This is a genomic window from Sphingomonas sp. TDK1 (assembly GCF_001650735.1).
GTDB lineage: Bacteria > Pseudomonadota > Alphaproteobacteria > Sphingomonadales > Sphingomonadaceae > Sphingomonas.
Genome location: NZ_LXVY01000009.1, coordinates 142,669 through 156,437, shown reverse-complemented (window position 1 = coordinate 156,437; position 13,769 = coordinate 142,669). Strand labels below are relative to the sequence as shown.

General features: G+C 65.0%; 12 protein-coding genes. All 12 read right to left on the bottom strand.

The window, feature by feature from the left end; genetic code table 11:
• Positions 1-15 precede the first annotated feature (15 nt).
• Positions 16-3,063, bottom strand: coding sequence for an efflux RND transporter permease subunit (locus tag A7X12_RS08955; RefSeq protein ID WP_064311290.1), 3,048 nt, complete (start codon positions 3,061-3,063; stop codon positions 16-18).
• Positions 3,060-4,085: an efflux RND transporter periplasmic adaptor subunit gene (locus tag A7X12_RS08950; protein ID WP_232318426.1), complete on the bottom strand. Its 1,026-nt coding sequence runs from the start codon at positions 4,083-4,085 to the stop codon at positions 3,060-3,062. The genes A7X12_RS08955 and A7X12_RS08950 overlap by 4 nt, the downstream gene beginning before the upstream one ends.
• Entirely contained in the window at positions 4,082-5,428 is a 1,347-nt protein-coding gene (locus A7X12_RS08945; RefSeq protein ID WP_064311288.1) for a TolC family protein, read from the bottom strand. The genes A7X12_RS08950 and A7X12_RS08945 overlap by 4 nt, the downstream gene beginning before the upstream one ends.
• A complete protein-coding gene (locus A7X12_RS08940; RefSeq protein ID WP_232318425.1) occupies positions 5,425-6,705 on the bottom strand; it encodes a sensor histidine kinase in 1,281 nt (426 codons plus the stop codon). Before A7X12_RS08940 ends, A7X12_RS08945 begins: the two co-directional genes overlap by 4 nt.
• 55 nt (positions 6,706-6,760) lie before the next feature.
• Complete coding sequence (locus A7X12_RS08935) at positions 6,761-7,438, bottom strand: response regulator transcription factor (protein ID WP_064311325.1); 678 nt, start codon at positions 7,436-7,438, stop codon at positions 6,761-6,763.
• Positions 7,439-7,446: 8 nt separating this feature from the next.
• Positions 7,447-7,728: a PepSY domain-containing protein gene (locus A7X12_RS08930; protein WP_064311286.1), complete on the bottom strand. Its 282-nt coding sequence runs from the start codon at positions 7,726-7,728 to the stop codon at positions 7,447-7,449.
• A gap of 121 nt (positions 7,729-7,849) precedes the next feature.
• Positions 7,850-9,007, bottom strand: coding sequence for an LptF/LptG family permease (locus A7X12_RS08925; protein WP_064311285.1), 1,158 nt, complete (start codon positions 9,005-9,007; stop codon positions 7,850-7,852).
• Between the two features lie 31 nt (positions 9,008-9,038).
• Positions 9,039-10,217 (bottom strand): glycosyltransferase, encoded by a 1,179-nt coding sequence (locus A7X12_RS08920; RefSeq protein ID WP_064311284.1) that lies wholly within the window; start codon positions 10,215-10,217, stop codon positions 9,039-9,041.
• Between the two features lie 2 nt (positions 10,218-10,219).
• Positions 10,220-10,723: a DUF2141 domain-containing protein gene (locus tag A7X12_RS08915; RefSeq protein WP_064311283.1), complete on the bottom strand. Its 504-nt coding sequence runs from the start codon at positions 10,721-10,723 to the stop codon at positions 10,220-10,222.
• Entirely contained in the window at positions 10,720-11,538 is an 819-nt protein-coding gene (locus A7X12_RS08910; RefSeq protein WP_157105541.1) for a hypothetical protein, read from the bottom strand. The genes A7X12_RS08915 and A7X12_RS08910 overlap by 4 nt, the downstream gene beginning before the upstream one ends.
• Before the next feature lie 149 nt (positions 11,539-11,687).
• Positions 11,688-12,848 carry a glycosyltransferase gene (locus tag A7X12_RS08905; protein ID WP_064311281.1) on the bottom strand — a complete coding sequence of 387 codons (1,161 nt, stop codon included), beginning with the start codon at positions 12,846-12,848 and terminating at the stop codon, positions 11,688-11,690.
• A gap of 3 nt (positions 12,849-12,851) precedes the next feature.
• Positions 12,852-13,607 carry a DUF2334 domain-containing protein gene (locus A7X12_RS08900; RefSeq protein WP_064311280.1) on the bottom strand — a complete coding sequence of 252 codons (756 nt, stop codon included), beginning with the start codon at positions 13,605-13,607 and terminating at the stop codon, positions 12,852-12,854.
• Between the last annotated feature and the right edge of the window lie 162 nt (positions 13,608-13,769).

Genomic DNA, 13,769 nt, shown 5'->3' with positions numbered 1-13,769 from the left:
CAAGGAGGAAGGCGATCATGGGGCGGTGACGGCACCGTTCTTGCGCGACCGCAGTGCAAGGAGCGCCGCCGGCAGGAACAACAGGACGAGCGGTACGGCCGCCGTCAGTCCGAAGATGATCGCGGTCGCGAGCGGCTGCTGAAGACCGGCGCCACGGCTGAGACCCAGCGCCAGCGGGCTGAGTGTCAGGATCGCGATGAGCGCCGACATGACGATCGGTCGAAGCCGTTTGCCGGCGGCTTCACGCAAGCCGGCGGCGTCTAGCGGGTTTGAGGGATCGAGTTCGGCCAAGAGGAAGATCACGAGTTCTGTCACCATCCCGACCACCATCGTGAGGCCCATCAGCGCCGAGATGTTTAGTTCGATCCCGGTAACCCACAGGCCGATCAGGACTGCCGCAGCCGACAGCAACACGGTTCCGACCGCCGCGATCGTCCACATCGGCTGCTCGAACAAGAAGGTGATCAGCAACGCCACGAGCAGCAACGCGGCGACGAACACCAACGTCAGGTCGGCGAAGCTCTGCTTCTGCTGCGTGTAGAGACCGCCATAATCGACCCGAACGTCGGCGGGCAGCTTGAGATTGGCGACGGTCTTGCGGACTTCGGTCATCGCGGAGCCGAGGTCGCGCCCTTCGAGCCGGGCCGTCACCGCTACGAACGGCGCCAGATCCTCGCGCGTCAATTGCTTCTGGCCGCCGACGATGGAAACCGTTGCGACCTGGCCGACGCGAACGAGATGACCATCTGGTGCGACGAGCGGCAGCCGGGCGATCTCGTCTGCGCGCGACCGCAGGGCTTGAGGAGCGCGCACGCGCACCGTCACCAGCTGTTCGCCGATCCGGACCTGCGTCGCCTGCGTGCCGCCGATCAGCGTTTCCAACTGCCCCGCGACGCCGGTCGGGTCGAGACCCTGTTGCAGGGCAAGCTGCGGATTTACCGCGATCGACACGGTGTCGCCGGCGACCCGAAGCCCGTCGACGACTTCAACCACCCCGCTGATGCGGCCGATGGCGTCACCGACCTGCTTTGCCGCCGTCGCCAGCACCGCGGGATCATCCCCGAACAGCTTGACCTCGATCGGCTGCGGAACCGCGGTGAGATCACCGATCAGGTCTTCCATGAGCTGCGCGGTCTCGACCTGGAGACCGGGGACGTCGGTGTCGATCTTCTGGCGGATATCGGCCATCACCGCGTCGATCGGACGCCGCGACCCGCCCTTCAAGCGAACGAAATAGTCTCCTTCGTCGGCTTCGCTGAGCCCGCCGCCCAGCTGGGCGCCGGTTCGCCGCGAGTAACTCGCCACTTCCGGCGTGGCCACGATAATCCGCTCAACCTGGCGCAACAGCCGGTCGGTGTCGCTCAGCGCCGCGCCGGGCTGTGCTTTGTAGTCGAGAATGAAGCCGCCCTCGTCCATTGCAGGCATGAAACCCGACGGAACATGCCGCCAGGCCAGCCAGCCGGCCGCCACGAACACCAGTGCTACGACGGCCGCGAACATCGCCGGACGCCCGAACGCTCGGTCGGCTGACCATTCATAGCTGCGGCCGAGCCGGGCGAGGACGCCACCGGCCCGCTCGGCCGCCTCCGCCTCTCGTGCACCAACCCATCGGGCCGCCGCAATCGGGAGGACGAAGCGCGTGAACAGCAGCGAGAGGCCAAGCGCGGCCACCATCGTCAGCGCGAGGGCCTTGAAAAATCCTCCTGTGACGCCCGTCACGAACGCCAAGGGCAGGAAAACGACCATGGTAGCGGTCGTTGATCCAACGAGCGGGCGAGTCATCTCTGCGGCTGCGTCAAGGATGCTGCGCCGGTCCGAGGCCTGGCCTTCCTGAAGCCGGCGCATGATGTGTTCGAGCATCACCACGGCATCATCGACGACGAGACCGACCGCCGCGGCCAACCCGCCGAGCGTCATCATGTTGAAGCTCATGCCGAGCGCGAGCAGAACGAGGCACGTTCCCGCAAGGACGGCCGGCAGCATCAGCCCCGTGATGAGCATGAGGCGAGCCGAGCGGAGGAAGACGAACAGCACCACTCCGGCGAGCACGGCACCGAGCAGGATCGCATCGCGCACCGCATTGGCAGCCCCCGTCACCAGTTCCGACTGATCATAGAAGGGCGTGACCGTGACGCTCGGCGGAAGCCCCAGCGTCTTGAGCCGGGCCGCGGTTTCCCGAACGATCCCGACCGTGTCCCCCGTCAGAGACTGGCGCACGTTGACCAGCACCGCACTTTTCCCATCCGCGGTGATCCGCGTGTAGCTGGGGGCGACCGATGGCGTGATCGTTGCGATCTGGCCAAGCGTGACGATCCCTGCAGCTGCCGTCTGACCAGCCTTGACCGGCGTGGCGGCGAGGTCGGCGATCGACCCAAGCCGGTTCTCTGCTAGCACCAGATAAAGCCTGTGGCGATCCTCGAGCCGCCCGACGCCTTGAACCGCATTGTCCTTGCCGATCGCGGTCGCCACGTCGGCGAGGCTGAGCCCGAGTGCGGTGGCGTGTGCGGGATCGACATCGACCGCGAACTCGCGCGCGCTTCCGCCCAAAACATCGACCCCGGCCACGCCCGACACGGCGAGCAGGGCGGGGCGAACCTTCAAATCGGCAAGCTGACGCAACGCCTGGGGATCAAGCGAGGATGAAGTGAGTGCGACGCCCAGGACGGGAAACAAAGTCGGATCTGATCGGCGCACTTCGAAGCGCGCGCCCGCCGGAAGATCGGGCAAGACCGTTGCGAGTGCACCCTGGGTCGCCATCGTGGCGCCGGCCATATCCTGACCCCAAGGGAAAGAGAGCGCAACCTCCGCCGAGCCACGACTAGTTGTTGATCGCACATGCGTCACGCCCGGCACGCCGCGCAGTGCGATCTCGATCGGGCGGGTGATCTGCGCCGCCATCTGCGCGGGGTCGCGTTCGCCGGCGTCGACCGCCACCACCACCCGAGGATAGTTGATGAAGGGGAACAGGCTGACCGGGATGCGCAACGCAGCTGCGGCACCCCCGGCAACGATGATGAGGGCAGCCAAAATAAGCGCGTTCGCGTGGCGGGACAGGACGCTCATCGGGTGCGAACCTTCATGCCATCCTCGATCGCCGTGCCGCCTTCGACCACGACCCGCTCGCCGGCCTTGACACCCTCAACAATCGCAACGGTCCGGCGGTCACTCGCCCCGGTCCGCACGTTGCGCCGGTGCGCCGTGCCGTTCGTGACGACAAAGACATAGGGCTGGCCGCCGTCGTCCATCAGTGCGGCATAGGGAATGCTCGGGAGGCCCGAGCCAGCGCTAGTCGTGACGGCGCCTGTGAGGATCTCGCCGGTGCCGATCCGCGCGCCGACCGGAAGTCGCGCAAAAACGGCGGCAAGCCGGGTTTGCGGATCAACGACAGGATCGACCGCATCGATCGGCACCGTGAGCTGGCCGCGGGTTCCGTTACCCTCGATCCTGATTGGCTGCCCGGGTCTCAACGATCGCGCGATCGCCGGGTCGATCCCGAAGCGAGCGCGAACATCGCCATCCCGGACGATGGTTGCAATCGACGCGCCGGGCTGAACGAGATCGCCCGGCGACCCGGTGACCGCTTGGACAATGCCGGCTGATGGGGCGGTCAGGGCGAGCGATGCGGTGCGCTGTGCAAGACTGGACCGGGTTGCGCCGGCGGTCGCGGCGGCTGCGCGAGCCTGTTCGACCTCGGCATTGCCGACCAGGCCGTCCTGGCGCAGGCGTCCAGCCCGCGCATAGGCGGCCTCGGCCGCGCGTGCATCACTGTTCGCCTTGACAAGATCGAGGCTCGCGGTCGGCCCGGGCGCGAGTTGCACGACGAGCTGGCCACCCGAGACCCGCGTCCCAACCGGCGCCACGATCCTGACTATCCGCGCCTCCTCCGAAGCCACCAGCGTTGCGGTGGCACCGGCTCCTGGCTCCGCCGCGCCATAGACCGCGGTCTGTTCTGACACCGCGGCGCTCGTCACGGGTGCGAGCTTGACCAGCGCCACTGGATCCGCGGCCTTCTGGGTGTCAGTGCCAGAACCACTGCAGGAGGCGAGCGCCGTGCCCACCAGCACGATCGCAATCCGGCCGCTCACTTCAGCCACTCCGCGCGGGGCGTGCCAGTCAGGAGTTCGAGTGCGATCATCTGTTCCCCCAGGTCCTGGCTTGTCTGTGTCACCACGAGTTCGCGGTCCCGCGAAGCTTGTTCGGCTGTCTCGGCAGTGGCTGCGGCGAGGTCGCCTCGGTTCGCGGCGCGGCGACTGGCGGCCGCGAAGCGGGTCAGTGCCGGGAGGTCAGCAATTGCCGGGGCGCGCTGACGTTCGGCGACCGCGATGCCGCCGACTGCTGCGGCGATATCCGCCCGCGCCTGGACCAAGCGCGCCTCATATTCCGCCTTCAGCGCCTCGCGCGTCGTGCGCTCAATGGCGATGTTGCCACGGTTGCGATTCCACAGCGGCAGTGTGAAGGCGACTGCGGGACCGGTCAGGACATTGCCAGCGGAATCCCGGTTGGCGTTAACCGTCAAGTCCAACGTCGGGAATTGTTGGATGATGGCGAGCCGGACCGCAGCCTCCTGCGCGGAATAGCCTTGCCGCAGGGCGGCGAGGTCGGTGCGCGCGCTCCGCGCGAGGGCGAAAAGCCGATCGGCGTCCGGCGGAGCGCCAGCATCGCTGGTGATCGCCAGACGAAGGATTGAAGCCGGCGGCAGCCCGAGCAGCTTCGTCAGGGCGAACCGCGCAACGTTCAGGTCGCGTTCGGTGGTTCTTGCCTGCTGCTCGGCGGTGAATGCCGCGACCCGGGCGGCCTGGATCTGATCGCCAGACAGGTCGCCGCGGCCTGCTGCGCGCAGGGTGCGCGTCAGAAGCGACCGCGATGCGTCCCGTGACGCCGCCGTGATCACTTGTGCACGCTGCAGTCCGACAACCCGTACCGCCTGAAGGCGGGCCTCACCGGCGGTCTGCCACTCAGCCCAGGCAAGATCGAGCCGGACCTGACGGGCTTGCGCCTCGGCTTGAGCGATCCGTGCGCCGCGGGTGCGAAGTGACTGGATATCGAACCCGAGCGCGGAAGCAAGGTCAAGCAGGACATCGGGTCCCGACAAGACCTTGTTGGCGCCGATGTTAAAGGTCGGGTCGGGCAGCAGCCGGGCGGCAAATGCCTGCGCATCCGCAACGCCAGCGCGAACCCGCTGCGCCTTCAGATCCGGGTTGGCGATGACGGCGATCGTCGCGATCGCGTTCAAATCCAACGGCTGTGACAGGTCGATCGTCGTCGGCTGGAGATAGGGGCGTTTGAGCTCCGCTGCCGCTGCCGTCAGTCCTTCCGAGGAAGGGACGGAAAGCGGGACGTCCACGCCGTTCTCGAGCGGCAGCGGCGTGTAGTGCGCGCACCCTGTCAGAGCACCTGCGAGGCACAGGAGCGAAAAGCCGGTCTTCATCGAATCAGCTCCGGAAAGACGAGAGTAGCGGCCAGTCCCGGATGCGCATCTTCTAGAACGAGGTGCCCGCCATGCGATTTTGCGACGGCAGCGACGAGGTTCAGTCCGAGTCCGTGACCCGCCGAAGATCGTGCGGGATCGAGGCGCACGAACCGGCGAGTTACCCGCTCGCGATCCTGTTCCATGATACCTGGCCCGTTGTCGGCAACGCGGACGCAGACTTTTCCGCCCGCGCTAGATGCCGTGATGGTGATCGCCGTTCCTACCGGCGTGTGCGCCTGCGCATTGTCGAGGAGGTTGATGATTGCCTGTGCCAGAAGCTCGCGGTCTCCCTTCACGGTCATGCCCGGGGCGGCCTGGCACGACAGCGAGCGGTGGCCATCGTCAACCGCTGGCGTGCATGCCTCGCCGATATCGTCCACCAAGGCGGTCACGTCGACCGGCTCGAACGCTATAAAGGTCGATCCCTCAACCTCGGCGATGCGAAGGATGCCGCCGAACAACGACAGCATCGCATCCCCCTGCGTGACAGCCTCGTCGATCGCCTTTCTCTGGCCGACCGGATCCTTCTCGCGCGCCGCCTCCAGTGTCGTTCGTAGCCTCGACAGAGGCGTGCGGAGATCGTGCGCAATATCCGAGGACACCTGACGGAGGTTCTCCATCAGTTGCTCGATCCGGTCGAGCATCGCGTTGAGCGTCGCGCCAAGCGCGTCAAACTCGTCGCCTCGCTCGGATACCGCCACGCGCCGCGTCAGGTCACCGCCGACTATCGCACGCGCAGCCGCCTCGATTCGCGAAAGACGCCGGCGCAAATAGGCGCCCAATATCAGCGCACCGGCAATGCCGACCATGACCACGATCCCGAATGCGCCTATGAAAAGGCCAAGGATGGTGCGGTCGATCTGCTCCAGTCCCTCGGTATCGATCGCGACGACCAACCGCTCGCCGGAAGGCAGGATAGTGGTCATGGCGCGTGCGGCGTCCTGACCCTCCTCGGGATCGCGAAAGTGGATGTCGTGAAGGCCCGGCGGTGGTGGTCGGGTGTCGAGATCACCGGCGATGCGCCGGCCATCACGATCGAACATGGCGTATCCGAACGCGGCAATGCCCTTGGCGTCGCTACGGGCCGCCAGCGCATCCAGCAGGTCGGACACCCCTTCTGCGCGATAGGCCAACACGAGCTGCTTTGTCTCGTCGGCCAGCGCGACGTCCTGCTGATGTCGGAAGGCGGCATCCGCCGCTACGAACACGATGGCGCCGAGCACCGCGATCGCCAACGCGAATGCGGCCGAATAGATGAAGGCGATACGATAGGCGGCGCTTCGCCAGAGCTCACCCATCCCGGCGCATCCGGTAACCAACCCCGCGCAGCGTCTCGATCGGATCGACAGCGAAACCAGCGTTAAGCTTGGATCTCATCCGGCTCAGATGGCTCTCGACGATGTTGGTCTGCGGATCGAAGTGGAAACCCCAGATCGTCTCCAGCAGCATCGTGCGGGTCACCACTTGCCCCGCGTGCCGCATGAGTTGTTCCAGGATTGCAAACTCGCGCGGCTGAAGGCGGACTTCCCGACCGTCGCGTCTGACATCGCGGGAGAGGAGGTCGAGCATGACGTCTCCTACCTGGAAGCGCGTCGGCTGAGTGGCGAGAGGCGGCCGGCGAAGCAGCGCATCGATCCGGGCGGCCAGTTCCGCCAACGCGAAGGGCTTGACCAGATAATCGTCCGCGCCGGCACCGAGACCAGTCACCCGGTCCGCGATGCCGCCGAGCGCCGTAAGCATCAGCACCGGCAAGCGGATACCCGCAGCTCGCCAAGCACGGACGATTTCGACGCCATCGAGCGACGGTAGCATCCGATCGACGATCGCGATGTCGAACGGCTCCTCGATCGCATAGCTGCGCGCGCTGTCGCCATCGGCGACCATCGTCACGTCATAGCCCCGGCCGGCGAGGTCACCGGCGATGAGCCGTGCAGTGTCGATATCGTCTTCGGCGAGCAGCACGCGCATCATGCAACTCAGTCCTTGTCGCCCAGAGCTTCGAACTTGTCCTCGACGATCTTGCCGGTGTGCCCATCGACACCGATCTCGTGGATGCGGTTGCCCTGGCGGATGTCGAACGAATAGCGCCAGCCGCCGCCTTCCTTCTCATATTCCGCCTTCTGGACGCGGCCAGGCGCTGCCTTCAGCGCGATCGCCCGCGCCTTCGCCATTCCGAGCTTCGCGGTCGGCATGGCGGCGTTGACCGAGACGGTGGCGAGCGCAGCGGTAGCGGCAGCGATCAATGTCTTCCTGATCATGACTTCATCTCCTGCGTGCCGGATCGGGCACGCTTTTCTCTCTACGCCACCCTAGTTTGCATCAAAGTTGGGCGGCAGTTTAGAAATCCCAATGTAGATGAACGAGCGTTCGCCGCTAGCACTATACCTTGAGCGCTGTTCGTGCCTTTCCCTTCGCGAGGTAGAGGAGAGGACTGACGAGCTGACGATCGATCAATCGATCTACGAAGCCTGGTCCGGATCTGATTTCGAACCGCCAGAGTAGACCGGCTGCTCCGCCGCTCAGCAACATCAGCACGCCGCTGGCGAGGACCGGTCGCTGCAACGAAGAGCTTTCTACGAAAGACGCCGCGCGGACGAATCCGACGATCATCAGGATACCCAAGACGAGTCCTGCCCCGGACCTTCCGCGCATGGGCGGTGCTCCCAGTGCGATGCCAAGGATGGGAACGACGAGGGCCATGAGGCTGTAGGTCAGCCGTGACGCGATCGAGGCGAGCGCCGGCATTGAGGTTTGGGATTTCGAGGTCTCGCGCATCGCCAATTCGACGATTTCGTCCAGAGGAAGACGATCGAGCGCGGGCAGACTTACGGTAGACGTCTTCTCGTTTGTGGTTGCGATGCGAACCGTTAGATTTCGAAAGGACAGGACGTTGAACCCGTCACGTCTGCGTGTCAGTCCTCGACCATTCTCCAGCCTAAGCACGATTGTGCCGAACCCATCGTGGGTGGCGCGTGCCCGCGGAGCCGTGAGCGTTACCTCGGGCATGGCAACGAATACCCCGGTCAACATACCCGTCGCGCGATCATGGCCGTCGATCGTGACCGTCACGCCGTTCGGAAAGCTGACGATCGAGCGGATCGCCGCACCGACGCCGTGCCGACCGAGCCGAACCTCGTCCAACAATTGATCGAGCCTGCGCTCTCCGACGGGTCTATAGTGAAAGTTGATGGCGGTCTCTGCGGTCGCGCCGACCGCCCCGAACATCATTGGTATCAGGAGAAGCCGGGTCGGCGACACGCCGGTCGCAGCGAGAATCTGCCATTCTCCCGCGAGGCTCAGCGATCGAACGGCGAGCGCCGTCGAGAGGAATATCGCTACCAGGATGCCAAGCCCAAGATATTCCGGCACGAGCGCGAGCAGGAACTGCAGCAGAAGCGAGATGGGTTCTTCCACGTTCTCCAGCAGATGCAGGAGTCGGGAGAGGTTTTCGAGTAACAAAAAGGCGACGATGATCCCGCATATTGCGGCAAAGTTGCGCCAGGTCTGCGCGAAGATGTATCGGTCGATCAGCTTCACGTCGCTAGGTCGTAATCGAACCACGACATCGTCAGGCGGCCTGCTGCAGGATCGGCGCGCCGCGTCGCGTGGCGCGATAGGTCGCGAGCAACGCATCGAAGTGCGCTTGCATGTCTGTCACGCTGTCAGCGGCGGAGGAGGCGCGCCTCAACATTGTCTCGCCTGCGTCAATCTGCCGCACTATGGCGTCGGCAAGCGATGCAGCCGAGCGCGCCACGTATTTTTCGCCGAAGCCGGGGCGCAGCTGATCCGCAGCCCCGCCAAGATCGGGTACGATAATCGGGATGCCGCTGGCACGAGCTTCCGCGGCTGCCATGCAGAACGTTTCCGCTTCGCAACCATGGACCAGTGCGTCTGCGCTGGCGAGGATCGTGGCGAGGCGCGGTCGGTCAAACACCGGGGCACCGAGGTGAACATGCGGATTGCCCTTCGCCGCACGGACGACGGTCGCCTCGTCCCGTCCGTGCCCTAACAGGAGTAGCCCCACCGGCCGACGGCTCCCGGCGGCCGCGACGGCCTCGATAACCATCGGCCAGCGCTTTTCGGACGCATGTCGGCCCAGGCCGATGAGAAGGGTCGCATCCTCGGGCAAATCGCACCGGGCGAGCAGATGCGCGCGGAGCGCCGGATTGCGCAGGGAGGGAGAGAACAGACCAGGAGTCACGCCCATCGGGATCGTCGTCGCTTTGCTGACCCCGCCCTGGATCATGCGTTCAGTCAGTCCCTCACTGGCGCACACCACCAGATCGAACGCCTCGTTGAGCCTCCGAAGATGGCGCCAGAACATCTCGAAGCGTCGATCGATCGTATCGCGCGCTGCGATCGATCCGAACCACCTGTACGCATAGGCGGAGAGTGGATCCGCATGCATCACCAGCGATCGCAGCGCCGTGCCGCGCCACCGGGCGACCATCGCGGGACTTCCCCAAGGCGACGACACCTCGACGACGTCCGGCATCAGGTCGTCGAGGACGCGATGCATCGCCTCCTCGTCGTTGAAGTAACGGTATCTGGTGTCGAGGGGAAAACGCGGACCCGGTATAGATACGATCGTGCCGCCGTCCGTGACCGCCGTCTCGAGGCGCTCGCCCGGAACGACGACCACGATCTCGTCACCCCTGTGACGGGTCGCTCGCATCTTGCCTTCTATATAGGTCCGGACACCGCCGCCATGAGGAGTCCAGAACGCACAGACATCGACGATGCGCATGGTCAGTCCTTTATAGGTCCGAAGGAGACGAGCCCGCGGCGGTAGTTCATGATGATCCGGATATGCACCGGGCCGTTGCCGACGCTCGCGCTCGCGGTATCCGCGCGAGGCTTCGACCAGCCCAGCTTGGGATTGCCGGCAAAGCCCACGCCATCCTTCGACAATGCGAAGCGTCGGTCCCCGTCGCGGTCGTGAAGAATGCTGATCGCATAGCGACCGGGTCCTGGCGCGCGGATACACATCGCCACCGGACCCGAGCTTGGCACCGGGATTTCCACCCGTCTGAAGGCCTTGCCCGCAGCGAGCAATACATTGTCGTCGGCAAGAAAGTCGCCGTCGCGATCCGGATAAAGCTCGAGTTTCAGCAAGCCCCGGCGATCTTTCAGACCAACGACCTCCACCATAAACGCAGAACCATCTTCCACGGGGCGGCAGCGACCCGCGCTCTTTCCCAAGTCAGGACTTGAGCCCATAGCCTGCGCGGCGAGCAGCAGGAGCACGCTCATCGGGCGAGCGTCCTAGCGAGGCTACTGGTGCCGAGCAGTAGTCCACACAGGATCAACCCGGCGAGCGACGTAGCGGCCACCAGGGTAACGGCGTCGGCGATGGGCGAGGTCGCACCGACCAGAAACGTCGCCACGCCGGCAAAGACGACATCGTGGTTGGGCATGAACGGTAGCCGCGACAGTAGCAGTCGCGTGGCGGCAAGGACGATCCACCATTCGAGCGCGACTGCGGGCAGGAGCAGATGCCACAGCGTTGCCGCAAGAAGTGTCGTGGTCACGATCCGCGCGGTATGGACAAATATCACGAACCGCAGATCGGGCCGGGAAAGGCTGAACAGTCGCCGGCGCAGTACGAGGATAACTGTCGAAGAAGCGATGACGACCGCAATTGAGGCGGCCAGGTGACGTCCATCGGTGCCGAGGGACAGGCCTCGGAACAGCGGCGCGGCAGCAAGCACGAGGATTATCGTGACGACGTTACCGACCAGCGCGCTCAACATGGCGACGTCCTTGATGGCCGCAAACGGCGACGTGGCGAGCTTCAGGTGCCGCCTGGCCCAATCATAGAAGTAAACCTCGCCGGAATAGCTCAGCAGCATCTCGTTGCTGATCAGTTTGCGAAGGAGAGCGGGGAAGCCGATCGCCGGCAAACTCCACAGCCGCCGGTAGATGCACCACTCCAATGCCGGCCCGGCGAGGAAATAGCAGGTGAAGGTCAGCCAGAACGCGCCACTGCTCGGCAGCATCGCGGCCAGATCGGGCAGATTGATCGTGCGCAGCTGCCACGCGACCGCACAAAAGATCAGCAACGACAAGGCGCCCCCGAGAGTCGCGGACCATTGTCGACGTCCTTCCAGGAGAGGCTTGGGTTCGAGCTGCAGAATGGTGCGAGCATCGATGCTCGCGGCAGGGCTCAGGGCGGATACGACCGGTGGCATATTGCTCTCAGGTTGGAGGCTGATCGTCAGGCGATCGTGGGGGCGGTGCCGGTCGGGGCCAGCGTCGTCGCGCCCGCGGACCGTGTCGCTCGCTGGAAGCTGGCGGCGTATAGCTCGGCGGACCGCTCGATCGTGAAGCGCCGCGCCTGATCGAGACTGAGCTGCTCGTTCCGGGGCGGCCATTCGGCGCTAATGGCAGCGGCGAGTGCCGCGGTGTCACCGGTCGGCACCAGGAATCCGAGACGGCCATCAGCGAGTAGTGTCGCCATGCTCCGGCTGCAATCGGTCGCAATCACCGTCAAGTTGGCGGCGAGCGCTTCGAGGACGACCGCCGGCACGCCTTCGTAGTTCGACGAAAGCAGGAGGGCGTCGAAATGGCTGAAGAGGCTCGTCGGATCTGCGACGTAACCGGTAAACGTCACCGCCCGATCGACACCGAGCCGTGCAGCCAGAATTTCGAGCTTCGGACGTTCCGGGCCATCACCGACGATGGTGAGGTGATCGCCGACCTGTGCGCCCCGCTGGAACGCGCGCAGCATGAGCGCGACGTTCTTTTGGGGAACGAGGCGTCCGACGGCGAGAAATCGACGACCTTGCGTGACCGCAGGCGTGCGCGCACACTTTTTGCGCAAATCCCGGATCATGGCGTCGGAGAGGGCTGGATCGGGGACTATGTCGATGCGTGTTCTAGCGATGCGAAGGTATTCTGCGATCTCGCCAACCATCGGTTCGGCCATGGCGACAGCCCGATCGATGAACATCCCCTGGAAGCGGAGCCACAGGCGGTAGCCCATACGACCGGCTCGGGGCTGATCGGCTCGGTCGAGGTCGTTGCTGATCTTCGCGACGATGCGAGGACAGGCGCGGCCCAGCAGCAGTTTCATCGCGACCGCGACCACGACATAGGTGTTGCCCGCACAGAACAGTGCGTCGGGTCGTGTCCGTCGAATGAAGCCGGGTAGCGTGACGATCATCCAGATCGTTTCCCACCACCCCGAACCGATCCGCGGCTGTCGCGGGCTATGATAAGCAAGATCAGCCCCGACATCGTCGCGCATCGCGCCGTCGGTCCGGCCCATGAAGAGCGGCGCGTCATAGCCTGACGCGCGCCACTCGCGCACGAGCCGCAGCGCGATGCGTTCGACGCCACCAGGTTCGAAACTGTGCAGGAAGGTCAGAATCTTCATGGCTCAAGCCTTCACGAGATCGGCGTAGCGCGCGGGTTCATGGGTTCGGGCGAGCCCGGCGACAGCGCGTTCGATGCTGGTCATGATCGCCGGGACACGCGCATCTCCTGGATGCACGCCGATGCGCGCGGTCGGCAGGAAGCGCATTGCCAAGGGAAGGGTGCGCGCCGCCGCCAAGGACGACAGGATGCGGGACCGGCTGCGGCTCGCCCAAGTCAAAACCGGGTCACGCGCCAGCGTCCGGCCCGTGCCGGGTTGCCACACCCTGAAATGGTTCTCCGCGAGGGCAAAATTCATTTGGGTGAGCGCGGCCGAGGTGCCGGGACCATAAAGCCATGCTGGGGCGATGAAGCCTGCGACCGGTGTTCCCGCGATATCTTCCAGCAAGCTCTTGCCCGCCTGCATTTTGGTACGCGCAGCGGTCTCGTCGATGCCTAGGAACTCGCCCTCTCCCGCGGTCATCTGCGTTGCTTTCAGGCGGGCGAGACGACCTTCGTGCTTGCTGTCGTCCTGATGGAAATAGCCGTGCAGGAACAATTCTGCGCCGCGGTGCGCGAGATCGCGTAATTTGGTCGCGAAGGGGCTGCCCGGTGTGATCGGTGACGTGCCCCAGTGGTTCGGGACGACGAGCAGCGCGATGCGATCGACGGGTGCGTAGCGGCTCAACAGGTCGTGCAGGCGGTCGACCTGGGACTCGAAGCGCGGGCTGACGTCATGGATCGAGAGAAGCAGGCGCTTCGATGGTGCGCTCGGCGTCATTCATGCACCGCCGCGCAAGAGGAGGGCGCCAAAGGCGTCATGCGACGCATTCGTCTATAGTTTCGCCCAGCTTTCATCGACCGCCCGTCCCTCGTTGACGGGGTTAAACGGCACCACAGCGGCCCACCGCAGTCAGCGGATCAAAAATTCTTCGGCAATGGT